A 25854-nucleotide genomic window follows, 5' to 3' on the forward strand; every position below is an offset into this window, starting at 1 on the left:
ATGCTCTGCGCGATTCTATTATATCGCAGAACCTTTTTGATTGGCTGCTCTTTTGTCGGACAGCCGCTTTAACTGCTTTGATCTGTGTCAAGACAGGACGCTGAATACTATGACAATCCTAAAGAAACGACTGGGCTGGAAAGTCGCAGCTTACAACGGTTCGAAGGTAAGAGGTCAAAAATGGCTTACAAATCTCTTCTCACTGTGATGACAGATTCCACGCAATCGAATGCGGCCCTTGCGCAGATGGCGGCACTTGCTTTGGCACAGGATGCCCATGCCGAGGCGCTGTGTCTGGGCGTGGATCGTAGTCAGACAGGGTATTACTATGCCGGCGCAAATGCGTTGATCCTGCAAGAAACACTAAGCCGCGCCAACGCCGAAGCAGAAGAAGTTCTGGAATATACCAACACGTTTCTGGGGAAATCCGGTGTTCGGTGGTCTGCCGAAAGTGGCGTGGCTCAGATCGCCGATATTGGACGTCATGTCGCCCATCGCGCGCGGTTTTCGGATCTGGTTGTTCTGCCCCAGCCCTATGGCGAAGATCGGGGCGCAGAATGCGAACCCATAGTCGAAGCCGCGATGTTCGAGGGACACGCGCCCGTGCTTATCACCCCGGAGAACGCAAAGCCGTTCGAACGACCGGGGACGATTCTGATCGGCTGGAACGAAAGCGTTGAGGCCATGCGCGCCATACGCCGCGCCCTGCCCTTCCTGCAACAGGCCGAACTTGTGCGGATCGTCGTGATCGACCCACCCCGCCACGGGCCGGATCGGTCCGACCCAGGGGGGATGCTGTCGCAAATGCTGGCACGGCACGGCGTTAAGTGCGAAATCGACGTTCTCAGCAAAACGATGACACGCGTGTCAGACATCCTGAATCGCCACGCCTCGGACACCGAAGCTGACATGATTGTCATGGGCGCCTACGGGCATTCGAGATTCCGCGAAGCCATTCTGGGCGGCGCCACTCGGAACATGCTGGAACAATCCCCGGTTCCCGTATTTCTGGCGCATTAAAGCCGGTAAGTTAGTAAAACCGCCCCTAATAAGGGCGGTTTTTTACCCTCGTCTTACAAGGCCGATCAGGAACAGCAGAATGACTGCGCCGATCGTGGCAAAGAATATTGACGAGAACAGGCCGCCCCCGACCGAAAAGCCAAGCGCCGGAAAGACCGTCCCCGCCAGAAACGCGCCAACGACTCCGACAATAATGTTTCCAAACAGACCGAAGCCCCGGCCTTCCATGATCTTGCCGGAAAGCCAACCGGCAATGGCGCCAATGAAGATCATGGCGAGAAGGCTACTGAATTCCATGGTTTGCTCCTGAATTGACTGCACTCAGGCCACTAAACCACGACTACTGCGTCAGGTCACGTCAGACCAGAAAACCACCGTCTGAATCGTCACCAGCTTCTTCCATCAGACGTCCCATATCGGGGATGGTCACGTGACGCTTGCCCTCAAGGGTAATGACGCCGTCCCGTTTCAGCGCCGAAATCTGGCGGCTGACCGTCTCCAAAGTCAAACCAAGGTAGTCCGCCATCGCCTCGCGGGTCAGAGGCAAATCAAAGACGATCGGGCCGGCGTTCCCCTCGTGGCTGATCGAAGCATCCCGACGGGCGATGATGGACAACAGGCTGGCAATCTTTTCACGGGCGGTCTTACGCCCTAGCACCAACATCCATTCACGTGCTGCATCCAGTTCATCCAACGTCATCTGCAGCAGGCGATGAGCGATATGCGGGGTTTCGTTCATCATCTCTTCGAAGGGCTTCTTGCGAAAGCAGCACATCACCAGATCTGTCGTAGCCTGCACGTCGTAGGGCGCCGATTCGCGACCGGGGCGCCCCACAAAATCGCTGGGCAGCAATAGACCGACCATCTGAGTACGGCCGTCTTCCATCGTTTGCGTCAAAGACGCGATGCCCGACACGACCGAACCCACGAAATTCATCTGATCCCCAGACCACAGGATTGTCTGACCAGCCTCGAAACTGCGGTAATACTTAATGCCTTCAAGCTTTTCCAACTCATTGGCATCGCAATGCGCGCACACCGCCCGATGTCGAATGGGGCAGTCGGCACAATTGGTATGGTCGATCTTGAACATCGGTGTCATGCGGGTTTCCACTTGATCTCTATCAAGGTTTATTTGCGAGCCGTCCTCTAACGGTATCGCCATGATTGTTAAACCACAACTGGCACAGCTTGGACTATTTGACGCGAAAGTACCGCGTTACACAAGCTATCCAACCGCCCCCCACTTCAACAATGGCGTGGGGGAAAATCGTTATGGCGACTGGATTTCCAAGATTAAGCCCGGCAGCGCCATCTCTTTGTACATCCATGTTCCGTTCTGCCGCAGGCTTTGCTGGTTCTGTGCCTGCCGCACGCAAGGAACCCAGACCGACAATCCGGTCATTGCCTATGTGGACGTGTTGAAGGCCGAGCTGGATCTGCTGGCCGAACGCCTGCCCCAAGGGGTGACACTGTCGCGCCTGCATTGGGGCGGCGGTACGCCCACCTTGCTGAACCCGGATCTGATGAGAAATCTCGCGGCTCATATTCTGGATGTGGTTCCCTTGGGTGCTGACGCGGAATTCTCGGTCGAGATCGACCCGAACGAAATTGACGCAGATCGGCTGAATGCATTGGCCGAGGCGGGTATGAACCGGGCCTCGATCGGGGTTCAGGACTTCGACGATGAAATCCAGAAAACCATTGGCCGGATTCAAAGCTATGACACCACGCGCAACGCGGTCGATATGATCCGCGCCCGTGGGATTTCCAGCCTGAATGCAGACATCCTGTATGGCTTGCCGCATCAGACCAAAACACGAATGACCGAAAGCGTGCAGAAGCTTCTGTCTCTTAACCCGGACCGGGTGGCGCTTTATGGATACGCCCATGTGCCATGGATGGCCAAGCGACAGCAGCTGATCCCGTCAGATGCTCTGCCCACGCCGGAACAGCGGCTGGATCTTTTCGACACGGCTCGCCGCCTTTTCATGTGGGACAACTACGCGGAAATCGGAATCGACCACTTCGCCACGCAGGATGACGGTCTGACCCATGCCTTGAAAGCAGGGCGGCTCAAGCGAAATTTCCAGGGATATACTGACGATCAGGCCGAAGTGTTGATCGGAGTCGGGGCCAGTTCGATCTCACGCTTTCCACAAGGCTATGCCCAGAACGCACCCGCGACGTCGGCCCACACAAAAGCAATCCGCGAAGGGCGTTTCTCGACGTCCCGCGGGCATATGTTCAAGGGGCAGGATGTTCTGCGAGCGCGTTTGATCGAAGCGCTGATGTGCGACTTTCAGATCAATTCGGCGGAGATCCTGCGCGATCACGAAGTCTCGGCCACTGAACTGAATCAGATGTTCCAAACGGCCAATGCCGCGTTCGACAACCTGTTGCGCGTCACCGACGAAGGGCTGTTTATTCCACCCGAGGCCCGCGCCCTGACCCGGATGATTGCTCGCAGTTTCGACGCCTATGACCTGAGCAAAGCTGGCCACAGCTCGGCGATCTGACGTCTTGCATTTGCGCTGATCCTGCGGCCTGCCATCGTAACATTCGCGCGGGGGCTTGACGCAGGTATCCGATTTTCTCCACACTTGGGGTGTGCGATCCGCACCCTGAGGCAGGTGAATTCGCAGACAGTTCTTGCCGACGCATCCGCGTGGGACGGACCTTTTCGTGCAGGTATTACTGCAACCTGAAAGAGGGACAGCACTCATGCGCGTTTTCACCGTCCTCGGCCCCAGTCAGTCGGGCAAGACAACCCTGGTCGAGGCCATCAGCCGCCTCGACGGTCGACCCACCACATTCGACGTGTCCGGAACCGTGCATTTGCACGGTTTTTCTTATTTGGGCGAGCAATGGTGCGCCGTTGACGTGGATGGCGGCGGGGATAACCTGGGCTATGTCGGCCCGGCGATGGCCATTTCCGACGCGGCTGTTGTGGTTGTGCCCCCGGACCCGGACGCAGCCGTTCTGTGCGCCCCTTATCTGAGATTGGTAGAAGAGGCCGGGATTCCCTGCTTCCTGTTCATCAACCGGATGGACAGCCCAAACGGGCGCATTCAGGACATCATCGCGGCACTACAGACCTATTGCGTTCATCACATCGCGTTGCGGCAGGTCCCCATCCGTGACGGAGAAACCATCGTCGGTGCGGTCGACCTGATTTCGGAACGGGCCTGGAAATACCAGGAAGGGAAACCTTCCAATCTGATCGAACTTCCGCAATCTGTGGAAGACCGTGAACAAGAGGCCCGAACCGAGCTTTTGGAAACTCTGTCCGACTTTGATGACAACCTGCTCGAGCAACTGATCGAAGACAAACAGCCTCCCAGCGCCGAGATTTACGACCTTGCCGCGCAGGTGTTGCAGAACCATCAGCTTATCCCGGCCTGTCTGGGGTCCGCCAGCCATGGAAACGGCCTGACACGCCTGATGAAAGCCCTGCGGCATGAAGCGCCCGAGTTTGACATCGCAGCCGGACGCGACGAAGCCGCCGAAAACGCCCGCGCGATCGCCGGGTTTGCCGATGTGAAAAAACATATCGGCAAGATCATTGTCCTACGCGGACTAGGCGACGGCGTAAAAGCCCATGAGCCGCTGGGAGGTGAAACCGTTGGCAATCTGACGGGACTGGATGCAAAAACCCAGATCGACAAGCTGGGCGCGGGTCAAATCGGGTTGGCGGTCAAATCTGATCACCTGAACCCCGGCAATCTCTATGACAGCAAAGAGGCCACGCCGTTGCCCGAGTGGGCCTTATCCCATCCGGCGGCTCACCGTCAGGTGGTCTCACCCGCGCATGAACGCGACGATGTGCGTTTGTCCAATGCCCTGACCCGGCTGGTTGAGATTGACCCGGGCCTACACATGGAACAGGACGAACTTAGCGGTCATTCAGTTCTGGGATCGCAGGGTCCGCAGCATATGCGCCGTGTCAGCGCGAAACTGGCCGAAGACTTCGGGATCGAGATCGTCGCCGATCCGGTTGAAACCGCGTATCGGGAAACCATTCGCACACCGATTGAACATCGCCATCGCCATCGCAAACAGTCCGGCGGGGCCGGGCAATTCGCCGATGTCGTGATCTCGGTTGCGCCCATGCCACGCGGATCGGGGTTCCAGTTCGAAGAGGTGGTCAAGGGCGGTGCGGTGCCGCGCAACTATATCCCCTCGGTCGAACATGGGGCCAAAGACGCGCTTGAACAGGGTCCCGAGGGGTTCCCGGTTGTCGATGTGAAAATCACGCTGAGCGACGGCAAGCATCACAACGTAGACAGCTCGGATTATGCCTTCCGCACCGCCGGAAAAAACGCCGTGCGAGAAGCGCTGCCACAGGCCAAGCCCGTGGTGCTGCAGCCGATCCTAAATGCCGAGATTCACCTGCCTTCGGATTTCGTGGGCGACCTTGTTCCCACGATCAGCTCGCTTCAGGGTCAGGTTCTGGGCTTTGAGGGCAATCCCAACGCCTCAGGCTGGGAGATTTTCAACGCGCAACTACCGGCAGTAGCCGAGGATGAACTGCACCGCAGTCTGGCCAGCGCGACACGCGGCACCGGCTGGGTCAAGCTGAGCTTTGATCACTATGAAGAACTGCGCGGCCCGGTGCCAAAACCGGTGGCTAAGGAAAAAGCTAGCGCCTGAGCAAATTGTAGGGCGGGCTTCAGCCTGCCGCTGCGATCAATTCACGGGTGTAGTTTGTCTGGGCGTTCTCAAACAAATCCTCGGCCGTGCCCATTTCAACCACATCACCGTTTCGCATAACGATAACGTTATGGGACATGGCGCGCACGACCTTCAGATCGTGGCTGATGAACAGGTAGGCCAAACCGTATTTCTTCTGCAGGTCACGCAGCAAGTCGACGATTTGAACCTGCACCGTCATGTCCAGCGCACTGGTCGGTTCATCCAGAACCAGCAACTTGGGCCGCAACACCATCGCACGCGCGATGGCGATCCGCTGACGCTGACCGCCTGAAAACTCGTGCGGGTACCGGTCCATTGCAGCCGGATCCAGCCCCACTTCCGTCATCACCTCAGTCACCAGTTCACGCGGGGCGCGGTGCGGGTCGACTTTGTGAATTGCCAAACCTTCGGCAATGATCTGCTGGCACGTCATACGCGGGCTCAGGCTACCGAACGGGTCCTGAAACACGATCTGCATGTCCTTGCGCAGGCGCCGCAGTTCTCGCGTGGACCAACGCCGGACATCCTGATCGCGGAAGGTGATGCCACCCTCGGACGCAATCAGGCGCATGATCGCCAAAGCCAGCGTTGTCTTGCCCGAACCACTTTCGCCCACAATTCCCAACGTCTCACCCGCGCGCACGCTAAGCGTGGCATCGTTGACCGCCTTGACGTGTCCCACCGTCCGCTTCAGGAACCCGCGCTGGATTGGAAACCAAACCTTAAGATGATCTGTTCGCGCGACTTCTTCTGCGTCTGCGGCCACCGCTTGCGGGTGACCGGACGGCTCGGCCGCCAGCAGCTTGCGCGTATAAGGGTGTTGTGGGTTGTCGAAAATCGCGACCGTCGGGCCGGTTTCGACGATTTCACCATCCTTCATCACGCACACACGGTCCGCAATCCGGCGTACAATGCCAAGGTCATGGGTAATGAACAGCATTCCCATGTTTTCGGATTTCTGCAACTCGGCCAGCAGTTCCAGGATCTGTGCCTGAATAGTGACGTCCAGCGCCGTTGTCGGTTCATCCGCGATCAGAATGTCGGGCTTGTTGGCCAGCGCCATCGCGATCATCACGCGCTGGCGCTGCCCGCCCGACAACTGGTGCGGATAGCTGTCTAGGCGATCCTGCGGGTCGCGAATACCAACCTTTGTCAGCAGCTCGACAATTCGGTCACGCGCCGCATCACCGGTCAAGCCCTGATGCAGGGCCAGAGACTCAGCCATCTGTTTCTGGATCGTGTGCAGCGGGTTGAGCGAGGTCATCGGCTCTTGGAAGATAAAGCTGATGTCGTTGCCGCGCACATCCATCAACCTGTCCTCGGACGCGCCGATCATCTCATTCCCGTCATAGCGAACCGAGCCTTCGACGATCGCGCTGTCGCCCAGCAGCGACACTGTCGACAAGGCCGTAACGGATTTTCCCGACCCGGACTCACCTACCAGAGCTACCGTTTCACCACGATCGACGGTGAACGACACCCCTTTCACCGCCGCGCTGACCTGCCCGTCCTGTTTGAACGAGACCTTGAGGTTGTTCACATCCAAAAGGCTCATGAGAAGGTCTTTCTGGGATCAAACGCATCGCGCACGCCTTCAAAAATGAAGACCAGCAACGACAGCATGATGGCAAAGGTGAAAAAGGCAGTGAAGGCCAGCCACGGTGCCTGCAGGTTCTGTTTCGCCTGCAAGGTCAGTTCACCCAGCGAGGGGGCCGAGGATGGCAGGCCAAAGCCAAGGAAATCCAATGAAGCCAGACCGCCAATGGTTCCCGTGACGATAAACGGCATGAAGGTCAGCGTCGCGACCATCGCATTCGGCAGCATGTGCCGGAACATGATGGTCATGTTGCCTACGCCCAGCGCCCGCGCCGCGCGCACATATTCAAGGTTCCGGGCCCGCAGGAATTCGGCCCGGACAACCCCAACCAGCCCTGTCCAGCTAAACAGGATCATCAACGCAACCAGCAACCAGAAACTTCGGCCCAGAATGGCAAACATAATGATGATCACGTAAAGCGAGGGGGTCGCGGACCATATCTCGATGATCCGCTGGAAGATCAGGTCCAGCCATCCGCCAAAGAACCCCTGAATGGCTCCGGCGAAAATCCCGATCAGACTGGCAACGCCGGTAACCATCAGGGTGAACAGGATCGACAGCCGGAATCCGTAAATCACCCGCGCCAGCACATCGCGCTTGGTGTCGTCCGTGCCCAGAAGGTTCTGGCCGTTTGGCGGCAGCGGCGCGGCACCCGGCCGGTCAACGCTGGTGTTGAAGGAATAGGGGATCAGGGGCCAGATGGCCCATCCGCGCTCGAACCCTTCGGCTTGGAACGTACCGGCGTCGATCTGCTCGATAATGCCCTCGGGGTCGTCAAAACATTGCTCCAACCCGCCGCTGTCGATCAGGCAGCGCACCTCAGGATCGCGATAGATCGCTTCGGTCTGGAAGTCGCCCCCAAATTCGGTTTCGGCATAGAAGTTGAAGACGGGCGTGTAAAACTCGCCCCGGTATTTCACGAGGATCGGTTTATCATTGGCGATGAATTCGGCAAAGAGCGACAGGCCGAACAGGATCGAAAATATGATCAGCGACCAGAATGCACGGCCATTACGCCGAAAATTGCGCCAGCGACGTTGGTTCAGCGGAGAAAGCGCCATCTACCCCTCCCGCTTTTCGAAGTCGATGCGCGGGTCGACCAGCACATACATCAGATCACTGATGATGCCGACAACCAGACCCATCAGGCCAAAGATAAACAGCGTGCCAAAGATCACCGGGTAATCGCGCGCAACGGCGGCCTCGAACCCCAATCTGCCCAACCCATCCAGCGAGAAGATCGTTTCGATAATGATCGACCCGCCAAAGAACACGCCGATGAACACAGCAGGGAACCCGGCGATCACGATCAGCATGGCGTTGCGGAACACATGACCGTAAAGCACCTTGCCTTCGCTCAAGCCCTTGGCGCGGGCTGTCATCACGTACTGTTTCTTGATCTCGTCCAGGAACGAGTTCTTGGTCAGCAGCGTCAGGGTCGCAAAGGCCGAGATGGTCAGCGCGATAATCGGCAAAGTGATGTGCCAGAAATAATCCGCAATTTTTCCCATCAGGCTAAAGCTGTCCCAATTGTCCGATGTCAGCCCCCGCAACGGGAAAATCTGCCAATATGACCCACCAGCGAACAGCACCAGCAACAGGATTGCGAACAGGAAACCGGGAATGGCATAAGCCACGATGATCGTTCCGCTTGTCCAGGTATCGAAGGTCGAGCCATCCTTGATTGCCTTGCGAATGCCCAGCGGGATCGACACCAGATAAGCAATCAGCGTCGACCACAGACCCAGCGAGATCGAGACAGGCATTTTTTCGAGGACCAGATCAATAACGCTGATCGACCGGAAATAGCTCTCGCCAAAGTCCAGTGTCAGGTAGTTGCCCATCATGGACAGGAACCGTTCCAGCGGCGGCTTGTCGAACCCGAACTCTTTTTCCAGCTCTGCAATGAATTCCGGCGGCAATCCTCGGGCGCCGACGTATTTGTCGTCAAACGAGCCTCCGGCGGGTTCGGCGGCGGCACCGGCATCTCCGGCACCGGCGAAGCCTGCAAAAACGTCGCCTTGGCCTTCGATCTGCGCGATAATCTGTTCGATCGGTCCACCCGGTACAAACTGAACCAGTGTGAAGTTGACGATCATAATGCCCAGAAGCGTGGGAATAACCAGCAACAGGCGTCTTAGTATATATGCGCCCATGTTACCGCAGCGCGCCCTTCGCCTTTAATGCAGCCTCTTTCTCGGGGTTGACCCACCAAAGATCGAGATAGCCAAGCGTAAATGGCGGCAGGTTTTCGGGGTACTCATACATGTCGTAATAGGCCGTCCAGTAGTCCGCCACATATCCATCGGGGATGATGAAGAACTCATACCGCAACACACGATCCAGCGCCATAAGCGCCGCGTCCTGTTCCGCCTGATTTGTGGTGTCAAAAGAGGCTTCGATCACGGCATCCACCAGCGGGCTGGCAAGTCCGGCGGGGTTGAACAGGCTGAACGCTGCCTCTTCCGAACCATACATCTGGCTCAAACCGCCACCTGTCGACAGGAATGATCCATACCGATTGGAATACACCATATCGTAATCCCGCTCGCGCCTGCGCAAGGTGAACTGAGACGGGTCCACCTTTTCCGCCGAAGCGTCAACGCCGATCGACTGCAGGTTCTGAACAAAGGTTTCGATCATCGTCGCGGTCGAGGTTGGAATACTGGACGCATAGGGAATGTTCACCTTAAGGGTTTCACCTGCCGCATTGCGACGCAGATTTCCATCGCCCACCGGCCACCCGGCCTCATCCAGAAGTTTCGACGCCTTGCGCAGGTTGCGGCGATCGTTCAACCGCGCCGGGTTGGACTCGTGCGTCAACAGGGCCGGTTCGCTCAGAACATCTGCTGGGACCACATCACCCAGCGACTCCAGAAACGCCAGTTCAGCACCTTCCGGCGCGCCGGTGGCTTCTAGATGCGTGCCCTGAACAAAAGAGTTCCGGGGAGTATTTAACCCGAACATCAGTGATTCATTGGCCCATTCGAAATTGAACGCCAGCGCCAAAGCCTTGCGCACGTTTTTATCCGCGAATTGGGGCTTGCCGAGGTTGAAGACAAAGCCCGATGGTGTCGGTGGGCTGCCATCGGTGATCTCATCCCGCACGACCGAGCCTGCGCTCAGTTTTGGAAAGTCATAGCTAGAGGCCCAGAGTTTTGGGTCACTTTCGATACGCATCGTATATTCACCCGCCTTGAATCCTTCGAAGGCGGCGGTTTGGTCGGCGAAATACTCGACCCGAATGGTGCCATAGTTGTTTCGGCCCACATTGATCGGCAGATCTTTCGCCCAATAGTCGTCCCGAAGCTTGTAAACGATGCGGCGATTGATGTCGTAGCTGTCAAGTTTGTACGGCCCCGAGCCCACCGCCACCTCAAGCCGGGGTTCATCCAGACGCCTGCTCTCGTCCGCTTCGAACCACGCTTTTGAGAAAACTGGCGTTGATCCGACGGTTTCAATCAACCCCCGTCTTGTCACGTCGGGGCTGAAGGTGAACTTGACAGTGTGGTCATCCAGCGCCTCGGCCCCGGTAACCATCCGCCCAACCGCCTGCGCATAGGATGGCAGACCCTGTTCGATAAACAGGCGATGGCTATAGACCACATCCTCGGCCGTGACCGGGGTTCCGTCCCAAAACGTCGCCTCGGGGCGCATGTGGAAAATCACATAATTGCGGCCTTCGTCGTATTCCATGCTTTCCGCAAGCAAACCGTAATATTGCCCGACGCTGTCCGAAGTACTGTCGATCAACGAGTCGTATTGCAGCGTCGTAAGCGCCCCGGCCCGGCCTTTGCGCGAGTACGGGTTCAGAGAATCGAATGTACCTGATCCAGCAAGCGACAACTCTCCGCCCTTTGGGGCATCGGGGTTCACATAGTTCAGGTGCGGATAGTCAGCGGGATAGTCGAGGTTTCCAAAGTAGGAATAGCCGTGGCTGCGGGTGACGTTTTCCTCGGCGGCAACAGCTTTGTCACCAACCCCAAGCATGAGCGCCGCGGCAATTCCCATAAAGGCTGCCCAAGGCCGAACAGTCGTTACGCGCGGTGCAGGCGGCAGGGGTTTCATATGCTCATCCTCTGGTTCGTTGACTTCTTTAACCTTGTAAGCGCCAGCTAAAAGACCAGCGCTGTCATATGCAAGTTTAGAATGCGTGAACGCTTTGTGAAGTTCTTCTTAAACAAAAATAAAGCCGCTGCGGGAAGCAGCGGCTTTGAAAATCGGTAAAACCGAGTATCGGATCAGTTGCCGATTGTCTGCAGATAAGCAATCAGGTCGGCGCGCTCTTGCGGCTTTTTCAGGCCGGCAAAGCTCATGGAAGTGCCCGAGATATACGCGCTTGGGCGCTCCAGGAAGGCATCCAGCGCTTCGGGTGTCCAGTTTCCGCCATGGGCCTGCATGGCAGCCGAGTAGCCTGTGAATCCGTTTGCCGAGGCGACCGGGCGGTCAACTACACCGTACAGGTAGGGGCCGGTGCCGTTCGCGCCGTCTTCCAGCTTGTGACATGCGGTGCACTTGCGGAAAACTCTGGCGCCTTTTTCGGGGTCAGCGGCGGCCAGCATATCTTCGAAAACCACCTCTTCGCCGTCAGCGCTTTCACCCGCGCTTTCGGTTTCGATGATATATGCGGCTGTCTCGCCATGCCCATCGGCGTGGTAAAGAGCTTCGGCACCCCATTTGGCCAGAAGCAGCACCAGAAAGGTGCCAAACAGGCCTGCGGCGGCCTTGGTAACTGTCATCGTGTCGAACATTGATCGCGAGTCCATTTCAGCTGTCTGCGGGGTGTCTAAGGCTTCCCCTAGCAAGAGGCAAGGTATAGACACCGCGACTAAACGCCCAATTCAAGAACTTGTTGCACGGAATCGACCAAATGACCAAACGTATCGCATTTCAGGGAGAACCCGGCGCCTATAGTCACGAGGCCTGCCGCAATGCCCGCCCCGACATGGAGGCCCTGCCCTGCCGCACATTCGAGGATGTGATCGAATCGGTCCGATCGGGTGAAGCTGATCTGGCGATGCTGCCGGTGGAAAACACGACCTATGGCCGCGTCGCCGATATACACCGTCTGCTGCCCCATAGCGGCCTGCACATCATTGACGAGGCATTTGTCCGGGTTCACATCAATCTACTGACCGTTCCGGGCGCCAAGCTTGAAGATATTACCGAGGCGCACTCTCATCTGGTTTTGCTGCCGCAATGTGCAGAGTTCCTGAAGAAGCACGGAATCAAAGGCCGTGTCAGCCCGGACAATGCCCGCGCCGCCCGCGAAGTTTCAGAGCAGGGCGATCTGCATTCGGCGGCGCTGGCCAGTGAACTGGCTGGCGAAATTTACGGCCTGAACGTCATGGCCCGACACATTGAAGATCGCGACAACAACACCACCCGGTTTCTGGTCATGTCGCGTCAGGCGGATATGTCCCGGCGTGGCGAACACGGCATGATCACCAGCTTTGTCTTTCAGGTGCGCAATATTCCTGCGGCGCTGTACAAGGCGATGGGCGGATTCGCGACCAATGGCATCAACATGACCAAGCTGGAAAGTTACATGGTGGATGGATCATTCACCGCCACGCAATTCTACGCGGACATCGTCGGGCACCCGGAAGACCGGAATGTAAAACTGGCGATGGAAGAGCTGGAGCACTTTACCACCAACGTCGAGATTCTGGGCGTCTACCCGGCTGCCCAGCCGCGCGGCTAGCAGCTTTTTCCAGCGGCGCCTGCCAAATCCGGTCAGATGCCATGCTGATGTCGTTCTTCCATCTCTCTGGCGAACTCGCTTAGGCGCGCCTGAAACCGACGCCGGAACCGGTTTTGACCCAGCCGGAGGGATTGCAGGAAAAGCCGGGCAGGCAGCGACTTGGCCGCGAGTGACATGTCCACTTCCAGCCGAGTGCGGCGCTGCGACAAGGCCATAAACTCGACGGTCGTCGTGCCGTTCAGTCCTTTTCCTGTTGCCTCGAACCGCATCTGTGATGGCGGATCGCATTCGGCCATCACAATCTCGACCTGCCGCGGTTTGCCACGCAGCCTGAATTCCGTTGTCCAGGTTGTTCCGGGGACCACGCCCATATGGCCGGTCAGGCGCCGCACTTCGATTCCCCGGCGCATCGCCATTCGTTCAAAACGCTCAAAATCAGTGACCATCTCGAACACGGCGTTGATCGGGGCTTGGATATCTTCACGCGCAGTGAATTGCATTTCAGTTCGCGGCTCTCTTACTTGTCAGCCCAGTATTTTGTCAGTCCAGCGTGTCCGCAAGCCAGTTTTGCAAAAGGAAATGTGCAATGGCACCTTTACGCGCAGGCAAAAGGTTTGGGTGTTCGCCTGCGAAGGCCTGCATCATCTCTGACTTGCTGACCCACATCGCGTCTTCAATCTCAACCGGATCAATTTTGATCTCTTTGGACAGCGCCTCACCCGCGCAGCCAAACATCAGCGACGCGGGAAAGGGCCAAGGCTGGCTGGACAGGTAAGAGACCCGGCCGACAGGCACGCCCGCCTCTTCCATGACTTCGCGCCTGACGGCGGCTTCCAGTGTCTCACCCGGTTCGACAAACCCGGCAAGCAGCGAATACATCCCCTCGGGCCAGCCCGGTGATCGACCGACCAGAACCGTTTCTCCGTGTGTGATCAGCATGATGACAACCGGATCTGTGCGTGGAAAATGGTGCCCTCCGCAACTAGGGCAGCTACGCTGCCATCCGGCCTGCGTCATTTCGCTGGCCGCGCCGCACCGGGCACAAAACCGATGCGTTTCGTGCCAGCCAATCACAGCCTTGGCCGAGGCCGCCAATTCTGCGTCACGCGGGGACAGGCGGGTCATAATGCGGCGCAGTTCGGCAAAGACGAACCCATTGGGCAGACCGGGATGCTGCTGCTCGGACCTGTCAAAGAAACCGCCGACCTGCGAGATATCCAGATCATCGGCGGCCCAGTTCGAAATATCGACGGCAAACACGGGCGCGTCGTCGGACAAGCCCAAAAATATCGGCTCATCCGTGATACCGCCGGGTCCGTTGTTCACCAGTTGATGCGTCATTGGAATGAAACCCAGCCGGTCCAGCGCCTCGCCCTGAACCAACAGCTTGCCACGCCACAGCAAAATGCACCGTGCCTCGGGATTCGCGCGCGCCAGCGCGATCTCATCTGCGTCTGCGCGAATATGCGCCGCACGATCCAGGCCAGAGCCACCAAACGTCACATGTTCCGCGTTTTTCATTGCAGTTCCTTCGGATTTTCCGCACAGGGCTGCCATGGCAGCCACGACGTTGCAACGGCTTTTCAGCTTCTTATGAAAAAGTTCCAGTGCCGCTGAAAAGCCTTAGCCTGACCTTGAAATTTGCACCTGATACGCTTTTTGTTGAAATTGATTAATAAAAAACTGCCAAAAGTAGAGTAGTGAAACCTCCCTCTTCCTTAATGACGGCGCAGATCCGGATATTGGCGACAACCGATCTGCACATGAATTTGACCGGATTCGACTATTATTCGGACGCTCCTGACCCTTCGATTGGCCTGAGCAGAACCGCAAGTCTGATCAAAGCGGCCCGAACGCAGGCCCAGTCTCAAGGGCACCTTGTCTTGCTGTTCGACAATGGTGACGCCCTTCAAGGTGCGCCCATTGGTGAAAGGGCAGTAGCGCAGACCGACAGCCGTCACATCCTGATGCAAGCCTTTGATGACCTTGGTTATGACGCCGGGGGATTGGGAAACCATGACTTTGGGTTCGGGCTTGAGGTACTGGACCGCATAGTCGCCCAAGCCACGTGCCCGGTCATTTGCAGCAATGCCACCAGAGCCGACCGCCCGGCAAGCTGGCAGGCGCATACGATTCTTGACCGGAACATCAAAATGCAGGGGCAAGATCTGGTTTTGAAAATCGGTGTGTTCTCTGTCCTCCCACCGCAGACAGCCAAGTGGGAAGCGCACCGCCTGCAAGGTGCCGTTTCGGTAGAGGACATCCTGACGTGCGCCCATCGAAAAACGCGGGAATTGCGATCCGGGGGATGCGATCTGATTGTGGCACTTGCCCATACAGGGCTTGGCGCCGCTGAACCCGCACCCAACCTTGAGAATGCGGTTATCCCCTTGGCAGCGGTGCCCGAAATTGATGCGATTATTGCTGGGCATTCCCACTTGACCCTGCCCGGCTCTGCTCATCAGGGTCTGAAGCATGTCGACCCACAACGCGGTCTTGTTCACGGAAAACCGGTTGTGATGCCGGGCGCGGCCGGTTCTCATCTGGGCATCATTGACCTGACGTTGCACCAAAAAGACGCGGACGGGTGGTCGATTGGGAACCAACATGTGGAACTGCATTCTGTTTCACCAGCGACGCCCGCGGCCCCGACGGAAGAGGACGCTGATCTGAAGCGTCTGTTCGCACAAGCACATAAAGAGACACGGTTGCACTCGGCCAAGCCTGTCGGCGAAACGCGTCAAAATTTGCACAGTTATTTCAGCTTCTGTGCGCCGGACAGGGGGCTTGCGCTGGTCGCGGCAGCGCAAGCCGCCGCGTTGCGCCCCTTCCTAAAAGGAACAACGCACGAGGACCTACCGGTTCTGTCAGCCGTATCGCTCTCGAAATTCGGAGGGCGCGCAGGGCCACGATCCTTTACCGACGTTCCGGCGGGTCAAATCCGGCTTCGCCATGTCAACGACCTGAACATCTTTCCAAACGAAATGCAGGCCGTCGTGGTTTCGGGCGCGCAGATTAGAGACTGGCTTGAGATGTCGGCTGGCGTGCTCAATCAAATGCACGCAGGTCAACAAATCGACCTGCGGAATTCCGCGCGCGCCGGTTACAATTTTGATATCCTGCACGGCCTTAGCCACCAGATCGACCTTGGTATGCCCGCGCGGTTCGACGCGGGCGGCAATTTGACGAATTCATCGCATAACCGCGTCAAGAATATTCGCCTTGCCGAGCACCCTATCGACGATCAGCAATCCTTTGTTGTTGCCCTCAACAACTACCGGGCCAGCGGAGGTGGGCATTTCCCCTTCGTAGACACCGCAAGGCAGATTCCGTTACCAGTTTTGTCGATCCAATGCATTGTTCGGGATTATGTCGCGGGCCGCCTTCCTGCGGATCCGTTGGCGGATGCGCCGCGGCCATTCACACTCAGACCGCTCTCCGGGGCGTTTGCGATTCTCAGAACCAGTCCCAAGGCGCAGCACCATTTAGCTGAATTGCAGACGTATAACCCGTCAGTCATTGGGCGCGATGACGATGGTTTTTTACTAATCCGGCTTACGCTGTGACGGGTTGTCATCCGCAAACGAAATGCATATATCCACCCCTGAGAGGTTGGCGCGGGCGAGCGCCTCGCCAACCTGGTCAGGTCCGGAAGGAAGCAGCCACAACGAGCCCCGCTTGGGTCGATGTCCAACCTCTCACTTCCCCCCAACATGCTTAAGGCTATTCCACGATCCGGCATGAACAAGCCCGCCGCCCTATCGGGAAGACAACCCTGCGTCTAAAGCGGTGACAAAGCCCGCTTGACTCGGACCGATTTCACCGGATAGCGATGACTTGATGGTTCTCGACCCGGCTTACCGGGAAGGGATGAAAAGGGAACACGGTGCGGTCCTGCCCCGGCGATGCCGAAACGGACCAATGCCGCGACTGCCCCCGCAACTGTAAGCGGTGAGCAATGCCGAGACACCACTGGCCCAACGGCTGGGAAGGTTGGCAAAGCGATGACCCGCAAGTCAGGAGACCTGCCATCTGACTGAAACCGAAACTCGGGCGGGGTGTCCGGGCAGGTCAAAGCCGCACAAAGCGACCTGACCCACGCCCCCCGTCCATCGCGCGGAGGGCGCACAATGATCTGGAAGACAAAAACGCACGAGTTTTCTGCAACGATTTGTCAGAAAACCGGCAAACCGTGTCCGGCCTTGGCAAGGATGGCACGTGCCATGGCGGACGCGATAGCAACAGCGCAGCCTGTCACAACCAAAGAGTTCGAGGTCGAAGGCAGCGGAGAGCTTTCGCATTGCGCAGAAGGGTGCACAGCACGGTTTCGCGCCCATTCAGATCTGATCAGGGTGTATTGTGGAACGGCCTCGGAAACCCCGACAACAAAGCTGGACGATTACGCCGACATGATGTTCGGGACCAGCCTGTCGGCCATGCCAACCGGAACGCTGTCCGATATGCCCTGCGCAATGCTCGAGGTTACAACCTTGGGACTGCGTCCCGCGGCTGGTGACCCACAACCAGCCATGGCGTGACGTCAAAGCCCGGTTGATGCCGGTGCCGTGGCCCAAGCCATCTGCGCGTCGGTTTCGACGGCGCACGGCCGGACCGCGCGCAACCGGCGCAGCGCCTTATCCGGGGCTTCACCGCCTTCGACCAGCAAGCGCAACACAATCATGCCGGACCGCCCGCATCCGCCCCGGCAATGAACCAAGACCCGTCCACCCGCAGACAGGACGCGGTGTGCATCGGTGCTGGCGTTTGGCCAATCACACCTTACGTTCGATGACGGTGCGCCAAAATCCTGCACCGGAAGATGAACCCAAGTGATTGCGCGGCTCTGCAGGTCGCGCCCGAGGTTGTGCGCTCCTGCGGCTTCCAACTCACCGGAGGTTGTCATCGAAATCACCATGACTGGGCGCCATTGCATGATCCGCTCAAGATCCCCGGCAAAGTCGCCGAGCCGACCTGGTATTTGCGCCAAGCCCAACAGACCGGACCGAACCGGCATTGAGTAAATTTCAAACCTGTCCAAGGTGCGCACTCTGCCCGAAGGAAATGGCTGGGCAAGCCGATACACGCCCACCCGAACCTGTATCCAATGCGCCGCAGTAATCCAAATCGAATTTCATCGCTCTCTGCGGTGGACGTGAGCGGCAGGGGTCACTACGCTGCAAAGCTGATACGAATCCGACAGAGCAGACATGACCGAAACACCAAGCCCCGCCTATCAGGTGCTCGCCCGCAAATACCGTCCTGAAACTTTTGCCGACCTCGTGGGCCAGGACGCCATGGTACGCACCCTGAAAAACGCGTTCGAGGCCGACCGGATAGCGCAGGCCTTTGTCATGACCGGCATTCGCGGTACCGGCAAAACCACCACCGCGCGGATCATTGCCAAGGGCATGAACTGCATCGGACCAGACGGTGAAGGCAAAGCGACAATCGAACCCTGCGGCCAGTGCGAACACTGCGTGGCCATCATGGAGGGCCGCCATGTCGACGTAATGGAGATGGACGCCGCAAGCCGCACCGGTGTGAACGACATTCGCGAGATCATCGAAAGCGTCCGCTATCGTGCCGCCAGTGCGCGCTACAAGATATACATCATCGACGAAGTTCACATGCTGTCGAACAGCGCGTTCAACGCTTTGCTCAAAACCCTTGAAGAACCGCCAGAGCATGTGAAGTTCATCTTTGCCACAACCGAAATCCGCAAGGTTCCGGTGACGGTCCTGTCGCGGTGTCAACGCTTCGACCTGCGCCGGATCGAACCCGAAGACATGATCGGCCTGCTGAAAAAAATCGCAACTGCCGAGAACGCTCAGATTGCCGAGGACGCCTTGGCGCTGATCACTCGTGCGGCGGAAGGTTCGGCCCGGGATGCGACCTCGCTGCTGGATCAAGCCATTTCGCATGGTGCCGGGGAAACCAGCGCGGATCAGGTGCGGGCCATGCTGGGGTTGGCTGATCGCGGGCGGGTGCTGGACCTGATGGACATGATCCTGCGCGGCGATACCGCCGGAGCGTTGACGGAGCTTGGCGGTCAATATGCCGAAGGTGCCGACCCGCTGGCCGTACTGCGCGATCTGGCCGAGATCACGCATTGGGTCTCGGTGGTCAAGATTACGCCGGACGCAGCCGAAGATCCGACAGTCTCGCCTGACGAACGCGCCCGGGGCGTCCAGATGGCCGAGGCCCTTCCCATGCGCATTCTGACCCGGATGTGGCAGATGTTGCTGAAAGCACTCGAAGAAGTTTCGGCAGCGCCCAATGCCATGATGTCCGCAGAAATGGCTATCATCCGGCTGACCCATGTCGCCGACTTGCCCACCCCGGAAGAGCTGATCAGACGTCTTCAGGACGCCCCGCCCCCTGCCCCGAACGGCGGGCCCGGCGGTGGAATGTCAGCGCCGACACAGGGCACCGTTCAGGCACATGCGCCAGCGGCACAATCCTACGCGGCGCCAGCGGGTGGTGGCGCGGGCGCACCCAGCGCGGCTTTGGCGCGGGACACACAGACCGCTCTGGCCCGGTATCCGACATTCGAACATGTGGTTGAACTGATCCGCACAAACCGGGATGTGAAACTGCTGGTCGAGGTTGAAAACGGCGTGCGTCTGGTTTCGTACCAGCCGGGGCGGATCGAATTTACTCCGGCCGACAACGCTCCGACGGATTTGGCGCAACGACTGGGGTCAGCGTTGCAACGCTGGACCGGAAATCGTTGGGCGGTATCGGTCGTATCGGACGGCGACATGGCGACAATTGCCGAAGTCAGGGACGCGGCAGACCTCGCCCTGCGCGCTGAGGCCGAGCAGCATCCGCTGGTTCAGGCGGTGCTGAAACAATTCCCCAAGGCTCGGATCAAAAGGATCGAAACGCCCGAGGAACGCGCCGCAAAGGTCGAAACCGAAGCCTTGCCCGAAGTCGAAGACGAATGGGACCCGTTCGAAGAGGACTGAACCCTTCGCGTAAAACACCCGAAATACTCCCGCACCCGCCACGGACCATCGGCTGACGCCGACAGCCCTGAGCGGACTTGGGCCCGGCAGCGCGGGCAAAGCCCGCGCTGCCGGGCCCAACGGGAGGAAAGGTCTTGCCAAAGACCTTGACGACAGGCGGGAGACCTACGGCCCTTGTGCCGCGCGGGTGCCGCCCGTATTTAGGCTTCAAACGGACTTACAGGAGAAACACGATGCTCAAAGGACTCGGCGGTCTGGGCGACATGGCCAAGATGATGAAATCCGCACAGGATTTGCAGACCAAGATGACCGACATGCAGGAAGAACTGAACACCATCATGGTTGTCGGCGAATCTGGTGCCGGGCTGGTCAAGGCCACCGCCACTGCAAAAGGCGAGCTGAAAGGTCTGGACATCGACCCGTCGATCTTCAATGGCGACGACAAGGAAGTGGTCGAGGACCTGATCCTTGCTGCCATCAAGGACGCACAGACCAAAGCCGCAGAGCGGTCGCAGGAAGAAATGGCAAAGCTCACCGAAAGCATGGGCCTACCCGCAGACATCAAGCTGCCGTTCTGATAGACACTCCTGACGAAACACAGGCCGGGCGCGCATGCCCGGCCCATTTGCAGGAGCGCGCGCAGTGAGTTCGAACAGCGACATCGACAACCTGATCGACCTGTTGGCCAAGCTGCCGGGTCTGGGTCCGCGCTCGGCCCGCCGCGCAGTGCTGCACCTGATCCGCAAGCGTGCCCTGCTGCTGACGCCCCTGTCAGACGCCATGCAACAGGTCGCCATCACCGCCCGCGAATGCCTGAACTGTGGCAACGTCGGCACCACCGATATCTGCGATATCTGCGACAGCGAGGCCCGCGCGACTGGTGAGCTTTGCGTGGTCGAAGACGTCGCCGACCTTTGGGCGATGGAGCGCGCGGGCGTGTTCAAAGGCCGCTATCACGTGCTGGGCGGCACATTGTCGGCACTGGACGGCGTCGGCCCGGACGAGCTGCGCATTCCGCGCCTCAAGGACCGGGTGGTCGCCGAAGGAGTTACCGAGGTCATCCTCGCCTTGAACGCCACCGTCGATGGCCAGACCACAGCGCATTACATCGCCGATCAGCTAGAGGGGCAGGTCCGCCTGACCTCTCTGGCGCAGGGCGTGCCGATTGGCGGAGAGCTGGATTATCTGGATGACGGGACGATTACAGCGGCGCTGAGGGCGCGGAAAGAACTTTGATCTTATCAAAAGTTCCGGGTGACAAATGCTCCGGCTAGTCTCTTGTGATTCCACATTGTACCACCCATTCGTGCGGCAAAACATTGACTGCGATGTTGTTTGGCAGTTGGTAAAACGACATGGTTCGGTAGCTCCAAGCATAAGGAACGCAGTCCTTAAGCGCAGCCGCATGCAAATAGAACTGAAACTCTCTTGGCGCATTTCGAAGCGTCTGAAAGAATGAGTTTCTGAACTCCGCATCCGCATCAAAAACGTTGATCGATCTAGCGCGCAGGACGCTTGCATAAGATCCGACAAAGACGCTTGATAGGCTCATGGCCAAGACAATGAATACTGGCAGGGTTATATGAGATTTGAATTTTAGCCTGCTTAAGAACGCACTGAACAACAACCCAAAAAATCCGCCAAAAAACACGAAAACCGGCCAAAAAGGGGCGCCCAATCGACCGCTCCAAAACGTAACAAATGCAATTGGCTGAAGAATATTTCCGAACAGGATAAGCGCCATTGCAGTGTATGCAAAAACACTGCAAAAAATGGCGAGCAGCAGTTTCAATGAACCAAATTACCCAATTCCATACAGAGAAATTATGCCTTTGTAGTTCAACAAAAAGTCACTAACGTCAACAGTACCAAATTAGCTATAGAGTTGTTTAGTGACCCGCCTTCTCGCCCTCACCCTCGCCGCCTTCACAGCAACCGCCGCCTGGTCGCAGGAACTCGTCGACAAAGGCTTTGCCGAGGGTTGGAACATCATGATGGACCCTGCGCTTGGCAACGGGTGCTTGATCCAGACGGTGTATGAGGACCTCTCGGTGGTTAGGATCGGTTACGACGCGCTGAACAATCGCGGGTATTTTACGGTTTTCAACAAGGCGTGGGGCGACATCGAACAGGGCCAAAGCTATCCCATCCGGTTCGAACTGGATGGCAAAAGTTTTGATGCCACGGCCACGGGGTTCAAATTGGACCGCGTGCCGGGTGCGACCGTGTTTTTCACCGACCGGAACTTTGTGAATGCGATCGCTCAGAACCGCACGATGACCGTTTACAATCCGGCAGGGGAAACTGTCATGGCCATAGACCTGAAGGGCACGGCCAAGGCGCTGGAATACGCGCGCGACTGTCAGAACAAGAAACTCTAGCGAATCGGATCGAACAGAGCATCCTTGGCTGCACAATCGCGGATCACGTCCCGGCCGCAAGGAACGGGTTTAAGATCGCGCGACAGGCACAAACGGGCTTCTTCAATGTAGCCTTGTTTGCAGGTGATGGTGATCATGTCCGGTTTTAGTCCCGGATTAGCTTTCAGAAACGCCTCCTCAACCACCGAAGCCGGCAGTTTGACGGCCTCTTCCAGCTTGCGAAAGACCTCGGGCCGCGCGACTTGCTGATATGCTTGGCGCGACAGCGCGAAATAGTCCGGCGCGGACAGGCCCGAGCAGGTTCCGTGTTTCTTCCACTGGTGCCACGCCAAACCGGACATGCCCTGAATATCCGCCATTTCCCGCGTCATACGACGGGTGGGTGGCGCCACGGCGGTTCGGCAATAGGACGGCCAGCCCTGATGAAACTGAGGCCACAACCCGTGCAGGATCCAACCATGATCGTGACGCGCATCGCATTGATCCGAGCTACGCGCATCCCCTTCACGCGCGCACCAGTTGGGCGACCAACTGAGGGACAGAACATAATAGTCGAATTCCCCTGCCTTTTCGCCCTCGGCCAGCGCCGTCGCCGCACTCAGAACGCATAATAACAGCCCCAGAATCCCTTGGCGCATTCGCCTCTTCCCTTCTTGACCTTGCGCGACTATATACGGGCCAAGTTCCCCGACAACGGAAACCTGCCCCAAGACCACGGGGCCGCCGAATTCCGGCGACGGGACAGATGTATTTAAAGGAGACGGGCTGATGGCAAAACCGCTTATGGCCAAGGCAACAGCCGTATGGCTGGTGGACAACACCACGATCAGCTTCAAGCAGATCGCGGATTTCGTGGGCATGCACGAGCTTGAGGTGCAGGGCATCGCCGACGGCGACGTGGCCGCTGGCGTCAAAGGCTTTGACCCCATCGCCAATAACCAACTAACCCAGGACGAGATCGACGCCGCGCAGAACAACCCGCTGCACAAGCTCAAGCTTAAGTTCAACGCTGCTGCGGCAGGCGAGGAAAAGCGCCGTGGCCCGCGTTACACCCCGCTGTCCAAGCGTCAGGACCGTCCGAACTCGATCCTGTGGCTGGTCAAGTTCCACCCTGAACTGAGCGACGGCCAGATCGCCAAGCTGGTCGGCACCACCAAGCCCACCATCCAGTCGATCCGCGAGCGCACCCACTGGAACATCGCCAACATGCAACCCATCGACCCGGTTGCCCTGGGCCTGTGCAAACAGTCCGAACTGGATGCGATCGTGCAGAAGGCGGCCGCCAAGAAAGCCGCCGAAGGTGGCGTCATGAGCGATGACGAACGCCGCAAGCTGGTTTCGACCGAGCAGTCGCTGGAAATGGACGCCGCGCCAAAAATCCCGACCGCCATCGAGGGCCTCGAGACATTCTCGCTGTCTGACGAGCCGGTCGAAGAAAAAGACGATGAGCCGGTCATCGACGCGGATAGCTTCTTCAACCTGCCCAAGGGCGGGGCCGAGGATGAAGACGAAGACGATCTGCGCCCCTAATCTACAGTCAGCCCCAGCCTGAACAGGCCGGGGCTTTTTTGACGGTGCCCCCATGCTGAATGTATTGTCTGCCGTATTTGGTCCACACCGTGCCGTGTCGATCTATGCTTTTATGAAGACCAAGGGCCTGGCTGTGCTCGGAGGTGTCGGAGTCGTTGCCGTTGCAGCGGCCCTCTTGCTTCTCAACGATGACGGGCGCCACGAACACGAAGCATTCATGACGGTTCCGGTCCTGTCTGCCACGCCGATCAACGGAGATCTCAAGAATGGGGTCATTGCCTCGGTACGGTTGCCGGACGGGTCTGCAACGTCGATCTCGTCGACAGAAGCACCAATTTCCCAGACCGTTGGCGACAGCGCCTGCATAGAAAAACGCGTATATGTCGAAAGTGGTGAACCGCGATACCGCTTCAAGCTGCCACGCTACTGCGACGCAAGCTGATCACGCAAAACCGCCCGGTGAGAAAACACTGGGCGGTTTTTCCTTTTACGCGTCTGGGGTTCAGCTTGGCACCCAAATCGCACTAAACCATCTGAAAGATGATCCCTGCGATAATGGCGCCGGTTATGCCCAGCCCCAGATAGGTCGCAAACACCTTCGGCTTGACCAGCGACCAGACTGCTGCCATGGCCGGGATCGAACTGACCGCACCTGCAACCATGAAGGACATAGCTGCACCGACGCTCATCCCTTGTTCAGTCAGACCGGCCAGCAGCGGCGGTGCGACGTATGAGTTCAGGTATGCCGGCATTCCAACCAGGGCTGCGATAACGATGGGCACGACACCCTCACCACCAACCACGCGGGCAATCAGATCGGCGGGCACATAGCTGACCAGCAGCGCCTCAAGGACATAGGCAAGGGCCAGCCATTTCAGCAGGAACAGACCGTTGTGAACAAACTCGGTGCGAAAGCGCTGACGACGCTCGGGCTGCTGCCAGAACCGCCAGACGGGTTTGTCGTCTTGCTTTGGGCCGCACCCGCAGCATCCAGCGGGTTTGTATTCCCGTAGCGGCTGCGCGAATGCGCCGCTGCGCATCAGACCGCGCACGACAAAACCACCGAACAATCCCAAGGCAACGGCGGCTACGGCTTTACCGATCGCGAACGGCCAGCCCAACGCACCTGCGGTGATCAGCAATGTGGGCGGGTCGATCAAAGGCGAACTGAGCCAGAATGCCATCACCGCCGACAAGGGCGCACCCAGCGCCAGCAGACCGGCGATAAACGGGATCACCTCGCAGGAACAAAATGGTGCCAACCCACCAAACAGAGCGGCGAGGAAAATCATCCGTGTCTCGCGCCCTTCAAACGCGCGCGCAACCATGACCTCGGCCCCGGTCGCCTTGAGGTAAGACAATAGCAGAACAGCAAACAAGATATATTGACCGGTGTGGGCAAGGGCCTTGCCTGCGAATGTGACGACCTCTGCCCAGTTTCCGGGGTCCAGAATCGCCACTGCAATCAAGATCGCAATGATCACAGCCCAAGGCGTTTTAATCACGTCCAGCGCGGCTTTTCCCGAAATCTTCGGGTTCTGTGTCAGTTCAGCCATCGTTCGCGGCCTTTCCTACTTCGTCCGCGCAGCACTCGGACAGGATGAACTGCGCCAGGTTTCGCAACTCGTCATAGCTGGCGCGGTTGATCGTGGTGCGCCCGATCTTTTCCTGCTGCACCACGCCTCCGGCTGCCAGAAACCGCAGGTGATGGGCCAGCGTAGAAGGCGCGATACCCGTGCGTTCTTGTATTTCCCCAACGGTCAGCCCGGCTTCACCTGCACGGACCAGAGTTTTCAGAACCTTCAACCGGGCCTCGGACCCCATGGCCGAAAATCCCGCAGCGGCGGTTTCCCACATTTCGTGCGCTCCACTAAACTAGATTTCTAGTTATTTAGGTGAGTCGATTTCTGGTGTCAATGAAAATGGTCAAAAACCAGTAAGTCCAGATTGCTCACCCCA

26 protein-coding genes, 1 other RNA gene and 1 riboswitch are annotated in these 25854 nt (G+C 58.1%); of the genes, 13 read left to right on the forward strand and 14 right to left on the reverse strand.

Annotation, left to right across the window (positions count from 1 at the left end; translation table 11 throughout):
* The first annotated feature begins 180 nt into the window (after nt 1-180).
* On the forward strand, nt 181-1020 hold the full coding sequence (locus tag GOX73_RS14715; RefSeq protein ID WP_171126305.1) for a universal stress protein: 840 nt from the start codon (nt 181-183) through the stop codon (nt 1018-1020).
* A 42-nt stretch (nt 1021-1062) separates the two neighbouring features.
* Here the strand turns inward: GOX73_RS14715 and GOX73_RS14720 are convergent, their stop codons facing one another.
* On the reverse strand, nt 1063-1317 hold the full coding sequence (locus GOX73_RS14720; RefSeq protein WP_171124335.1) for a GlsB/YeaQ/YmgE family stress response membrane protein: 255 nt from the start codon (nt 1315-1317) through the stop codon (nt 1063-1065).
* A gap of 61 nt (nt 1318-1378) precedes the next feature.
* Nucleotides 1379-2122: a transcriptional regulator FnrL gene (gene fnrL, locus GOX73_RS14725; RefSeq protein ID WP_171126306.1), complete on the reverse strand. Its 744-nt coding sequence runs from the start codon at nt 2120-2122 to the stop codon at nt 1379-1381.
* A 61-nt stretch (nt 2123-2183) separates the two neighbouring features.
* Here fnrL and hemN point away from each other — a divergent pair, with 61 nt between their 5' ends.
* A complete protein-coding gene (gene hemN, locus GOX73_RS14730) occupies nt 2184-3539 on the forward strand; it encodes an oxygen-independent coproporphyrinogen III oxidase (protein ID WP_171126307.1) in 1356 nt (451 codons plus the stop codon).
* 205 nt (nt 3540-3744) lie between these two features.
* Nucleotides 3745-5673 (forward strand): elongation factor G, encoded by a 1929-nt coding sequence (locus GOX73_RS14735; RefSeq protein WP_171126308.1) that lies wholly within the window; start codon nt 3745-3747, stop codon nt 5671-5673.
* A 19-nt stretch (nt 5674-5692) separates the two neighbouring features.
* Here the strand turns inward: GOX73_RS14735 and GOX73_RS14740 are convergent, their stop codons facing one another.
* The 5 genes from GOX73_RS14740 to GOX73_RS14760 all read right to left on the reverse strand — a co-directional run bounded on the left by GOX73_RS14740 (nt 5693) and on the right by GOX73_RS14760 (nt 12063).
* Nucleotides 5693-7270, reverse strand: a complete 1578-nt coding sequence (locus GOX73_RS14740) for an ABC transporter ATP-binding protein (protein ID WP_171126309.1) — start codon at nt 7268-7270, stop codon at nt 5693-5695.
* On the reverse strand, nt 7267-8373 hold the full coding sequence (locus GOX73_RS14745) for an ABC transporter permease (protein WP_170386007.1): 1107 nt from the start codon (nt 8371-8373) through the stop codon (nt 7267-7269). The genes GOX73_RS14740 and GOX73_RS14745 overlap by 4 nt, the downstream gene beginning before the upstream one ends.
* Complete coding sequence (locus tag GOX73_RS14750; protein ID WP_171126310.1) at nt 8374-9468, reverse strand: microcin C ABC transporter permease YejB; 1095 nt, start codon at nt 9466-9468, stop codon at nt 8374-8376.
* A gap of 1 nt (nt 9469) precedes the next feature.
* Nucleotides 9470-11380 (reverse strand): extracellular solute-binding protein, encoded by a 1911-nt coding sequence (locus tag GOX73_RS14755; RefSeq protein WP_171126311.1) that lies wholly within the window; start codon nt 11378-11380, stop codon nt 9470-9472.
* Nucleotides 11381-11553: 173 nt separating this feature from the next.
* On the reverse strand, nt 11554-12063 hold the full coding sequence (locus tag GOX73_RS14760; RefSeq protein ID WP_171126447.1) for a cytochrome c family protein: 510 nt from the start codon (nt 12061-12063) through the stop codon (nt 11554-11556).
* Between the two features lie 119 nt (nt 12064-12182).
* On the opposite strand from GOX73_RS14760, the gene GOX73_RS14765 reads away from it, so the two are divergent.
* Nucleotides 12183-13016, forward strand: a complete 834-nt coding sequence (locus GOX73_RS14765; RefSeq protein WP_171124351.1) for a prephenate dehydratase — start codon at nt 12183-12185, stop codon at nt 13014-13016.
* A 32-nt stretch (nt 13017-13048) separates the two neighbouring features.
* Here GOX73_RS14765 and GOX73_RS14770 read toward each other — a convergent pair whose 3' ends face one another.
* Both GOX73_RS14770 and nudC read right to left on the reverse strand, forming a co-directional pair.
* A complete protein-coding gene (locus GOX73_RS14770; RefSeq protein ID WP_171124353.1) occupies nt 13049-13516 on the reverse strand; it encodes an SRPBCC family protein in 468 nt (155 codons plus the stop codon).
* Between the two features lie 40 nt (nt 13517-13556).
* Complete coding sequence (nudC, locus tag GOX73_RS14775; protein ID WP_171126312.1) at nt 13557-14537, reverse strand: NAD(+) diphosphatase; 981 nt, start codon at nt 14535-14537, stop codon at nt 13557-13559.
* A 200-nt stretch (nt 14538-14737) separates the two neighbouring features.
* On the opposite strand from nudC, the gene GOX73_RS14780 reads away from it, so the two are divergent.
* From GOX73_RS14780 to GOX73_RS14790, 3 genes are all read left to right on the forward strand, one after another.
* Nucleotides 14738-16582 carry a bifunctional 2',3'-cyclic-nucleotide 2'-phosphodiesterase/3'-nucleotidase gene (locus GOX73_RS14780; protein WP_171134994.1) on the forward strand — a complete coding sequence of 615 codons (1845 nt, stop codon included), beginning with the start codon at nt 14738-14740 and terminating at the stop codon, nt 16580-16582.
* 39 nt (nt 16583-16621) lie between these two features.
* An RNA gene (gene ffs / locus GOX73_RS14785) (signal recognition particle sRNA small type) lies at nt 16622-16720 on the forward strand.
* A 120-nt stretch (nt 16721-16840) separates the two neighbouring features.
* A riboswitch (cobalamin riboswitch) is annotated at nt 16841-17064 on the forward strand.
* Nucleotides 17065-17146: 82 nt separating this feature from the next.
* The gene (locus GOX73_RS14790) at nt 17147-17554 is read left to right on the forward strand and encodes a hypothetical protein (protein ID WP_171126314.1); all 408 of its coding nucleotides are present in this window, start codon (nt 17147-17149) and stop codon (nt 17552-17554) included.
* Nucleotides 17555-17556: 2 nt separating this feature from the next.
* Here GOX73_RS14790 and GOX73_RS14795 read toward each other — a convergent pair whose 3' ends face one another.
* Nucleotides 17557-17949 carry a dual specificity protein phosphatase family protein gene (locus GOX73_RS14795; protein ID WP_371808650.1) on the reverse strand — a complete coding sequence of 131 codons (393 nt, stop codon included), beginning with the start codon at nt 17947-17949 and terminating at the stop codon, nt 17557-17559.
* Nucleotides 17950-18223: 274 nt separating this feature from the next.
* On the opposite strand from GOX73_RS14795, the gene GOX73_RS14800 reads away from it, so the two are divergent.
* From GOX73_RS14800 to recR, 3 genes are all read left to right on the forward strand, one after another.
* Nucleotides 18224-19984 carry a DNA polymerase III subunit gamma/tau gene (locus GOX73_RS14800; RefSeq protein ID WP_171126315.1) on the forward strand — a complete coding sequence of 587 codons (1761 nt, stop codon included), beginning with the start codon at nt 18224-18226 and terminating at the stop codon, nt 19982-19984.
* A gap of 233 nt (nt 19985-20217) precedes the next feature.
* Nucleotides 20218-20562 carry a YbaB/EbfC family nucleoid-associated protein gene (locus tag GOX73_RS14805; RefSeq protein WP_170386032.1) on the forward strand — a complete coding sequence of 115 codons (345 nt, stop codon included), beginning with the start codon at nt 20218-20220 and terminating at the stop codon, nt 20560-20562.
* 64 nt (nt 20563-20626) lie between these two features.
* Nucleotides 20627-21220: a recombination mediator RecR gene (gene recR, locus GOX73_RS14810; RefSeq protein ID WP_170415635.1), complete on the forward strand. Its 594-nt coding sequence runs from the start codon at nt 20627-20629 to the stop codon at nt 21218-21220.
* Between the two features lie 34 nt (nt 21221-21254).
* Here the strand turns inward: recR and GOX73_RS14815 are convergent, their stop codons facing one another.
* Nucleotides 21255-21776: a hypothetical protein gene (locus GOX73_RS14815; protein ID WP_171126316.1), complete on the reverse strand. Its 522-nt coding sequence runs from the start codon at nt 21774-21776 to the stop codon at nt 21255-21257.
* A gap of 100 nt (nt 21777-21876) precedes the next feature.
* Between GOX73_RS14815 and GOX73_RS14820 the strand changes: the two genes are divergently transcribed.
* Nucleotides 21877-22365, forward strand: a complete 489-nt coding sequence (locus tag GOX73_RS14820) for a hypothetical protein (RefSeq protein WP_171126317.1) — start codon at nt 21877-21879, stop codon at nt 22363-22365.
* Here the strand turns inward: GOX73_RS14820 and GOX73_RS14825 are convergent.
* Nucleotides 22362-23003, reverse strand: a complete 642-nt coding sequence (locus GOX73_RS14825; RefSeq protein ID WP_171134995.1) for a ribonuclease T2 — start codon at nt 23001-23003, stop codon at nt 22362-22364. The genes GOX73_RS14820 and GOX73_RS14825 overlap by 4 nt on opposite strands.
* Nucleotides 23004-23133: 130 nt before the next feature.
* On the opposite strand from GOX73_RS14825, the gene GOX73_RS14830 reads away from it, so the two are divergent.
* Together GOX73_RS14830 and GOX73_RS14835 are read left to right on the forward strand one after the other, a co-directional pair.
* Nucleotides 23134-23895, forward strand: a complete 762-nt coding sequence (locus tag GOX73_RS14830) for a DUF1013 domain-containing protein (RefSeq protein ID WP_170485727.1) — start codon at nt 23134-23136, stop codon at nt 23893-23895.
* A gap of 52 nt (nt 23896-23947) precedes the next feature.
* A complete protein-coding gene (locus tag GOX73_RS14835) occupies nt 23948-24337 on the forward strand; it encodes a hypothetical protein (protein WP_171126319.1) in 390 nt (129 codons plus the stop codon).
* 82 nt (nt 24338-24419) lie between these two features.
* On the opposite strand, the gene GOX73_RS14840 is transcribed toward GOX73_RS14835, so the two are convergent.
* Together GOX73_RS14840 and GOX73_RS14845 are read right to left on the reverse strand one after the other, a co-directional pair.
* Nucleotides 24420-25451, reverse strand: coding sequence for a permease (locus GOX73_RS14840; RefSeq protein ID WP_171126320.1), 1032 nt, complete (start codon nt 25449-25451; stop codon nt 24420-24422).
* Nucleotides 25444-25752 carry a helix-turn-helix transcriptional regulator gene (locus GOX73_RS14845; protein ID WP_171126321.1) on the reverse strand — a complete coding sequence of 103 codons (309 nt, stop codon included), beginning with the start codon at nt 25750-25752 and terminating at the stop codon, nt 25444-25446. Before GOX73_RS14845 ends, GOX73_RS14840 begins: the two co-directional genes overlap by 8 nt.
* Nucleotides 25753-25854 lie beyond the last annotated feature (102 nt).

The sequence above is a fragment of the Ruegeria sp. HKCCD7221 genome, from assembly GCF_013031225.1.
Lineage (GTDB): Bacteria > Pseudomonadota > Alphaproteobacteria > Rhodobacterales > Rhodobacteraceae > Ruegeria.

What these genes read in the sequence shown, in the direction of transcription:
- GOX73_RS14715 (WP_171126305.1), top strand. Translation starts at nt 181, where the DNA reads ATGGCTTACAAATCTCTTCTCACTGTGATGACAGATTCCACGCAATCG.
- GOX73_RS14720 (WP_171124335.1), bottom strand. Translation starts at nt 1,317, where the DNA reads ATGGAATTCAGTAGCCTTCTCGCCATGATCTTCATTGGCGCCATTGCC.
- fnrL (WP_171126306.1), bottom strand. Translation starts at nt 2,122, where the DNA reads ATGACACCGATGTTCAAGATCGACCATACCAATTGTGCCGACTGCCCC.
- hemN (WP_171126307.1), top strand. Translation starts at nt 2,184, where the DNA reads ATGATTGTTAAACCACAACTGGCACAGCTTGGACTATTTGACGCGAAA.
- GOX73_RS14735 (WP_171126308.1), top strand. Translation starts at nt 3,745, where the DNA reads ATGCGCGTTTTCACCGTCCTCGGCCCCAGTCAGTCGGGCAAGACAACC.
- GOX73_RS14740 (WP_171126309.1), bottom strand. Translation starts at nt 7,270, where the DNA reads ATGAGCCTTTTGGATGTGAACAACCTCAAGGTCTCGTTCAAACAGGAC.
- GOX73_RS14745 (WP_170386007.1), bottom strand. Translation starts at nt 8,373, where the DNA reads ATGGCGCTTTCTCCGCTGAACCAACGTCGCTGGCGCAATTTTCGGCGT.
- GOX73_RS14750 (WP_171126310.1), bottom strand. Translation starts at nt 9,468, where the DNA reads ATGGGCGCATATATACTAAGACGCCTGTTGCTGGTTATTCCCACGCTT.
- GOX73_RS14755 (WP_171126311.1), bottom strand. Translation starts at nt 11,380, where the DNA reads ATGAAACCCCTGCCGCCTGCACCGCGCGTAACGACTGTTCGGCCTTGG.
- GOX73_RS14760 (WP_171126447.1), bottom strand. Translation starts at nt 12,063, where the DNA reads ATGTTCGACACGATGACAGTTACCAAGGCCGCCGCAGGCCTGTTTGGC.
- GOX73_RS14765 (WP_171124351.1), top strand. Translation starts at nt 12,183, where the DNA reads ATGACCAAACGTATCGCATTTCAGGGAGAACCCGGCGCCTATAGTCAC.
- GOX73_RS14770 (WP_171124353.1), bottom strand. Translation starts at nt 13,516, where the DNA reads ATGCAATTCACTGCGCGTGAAGATATCCAAGCCCCGATCAACGCCGTG.
- nudC (WP_171126312.1), bottom strand. Translation starts at nt 14,537, where the DNA reads ATGAAAAACGCGGAACATGTGACGTTTGGTGGCTCTGGCCTGGATCGT.
- GOX73_RS14780 (WP_171134994.1), top strand. Translation starts at nt 14,738, where the DNA reads ATGACGGCGCAGATCCGGATATTGGCGACAACCGATCTGCACATGAAT.
- GOX73_RS14790 (WP_171126314.1), top strand. Translation starts at nt 17,147, where the DNA reads ATGATCTGGAAGACAAAAACGCACGAGTTTTCTGCAACGATTTGTCAG.
- GOX73_RS14795 (WP_371808650.1), bottom strand. Translation starts at nt 17,949, where the DNA reads ATGCAATGGCGCCCAGTCATGGTGATTTCGATGACAACCTCCGGTGAG.
- GOX73_RS14800 (WP_171126315.1), top strand. Translation starts at nt 18,224, where the DNA reads ATGACCGAAACACCAAGCCCCGCCTATCAGGTGCTCGCCCGCAAATAC.
- GOX73_RS14805 (WP_170386032.1), top strand. Translation starts at nt 20,218, where the DNA reads ATGCTCAAAGGACTCGGCGGTCTGGGCGACATGGCCAAGATGATGAAA.
- GOX73_RS14825 (WP_171134995.1), bottom strand. Translation starts at nt 23,003, where the DNA reads ATGCGCCAAGGGATTCTGGGGCTGTTATTATGCGTTCTGAGTGCGGCG.
- GOX73_RS14830 (WP_170485727.1), top strand. Translation starts at nt 23,134, where the DNA reads ATGGCAAAACCGCTTATGGCCAAGGCAACAGCCGTATGGCTGGTGGAC.
- GOX73_RS14835 (WP_171126319.1), top strand. Translation starts at nt 23,948, where the DNA reads ATGCTGAATGTATTGTCTGCCGTATTTGGTCCACACCGTGCCGTGTCG.
- GOX73_RS14840 (WP_171126320.1), bottom strand. Translation starts at nt 25,451, where the DNA reads ATGGCTGAACTGACACAGAACCCGAAGATTTCGGGAAAAGCCGCGCTG.
- GOX73_RS14845 (WP_171126321.1), bottom strand. Translation starts at nt 25,752, where the DNA reads ATGTGGGAAACCGCCGCTGCGGGATTTTCGGCCATGGGGTCCGAGGCC.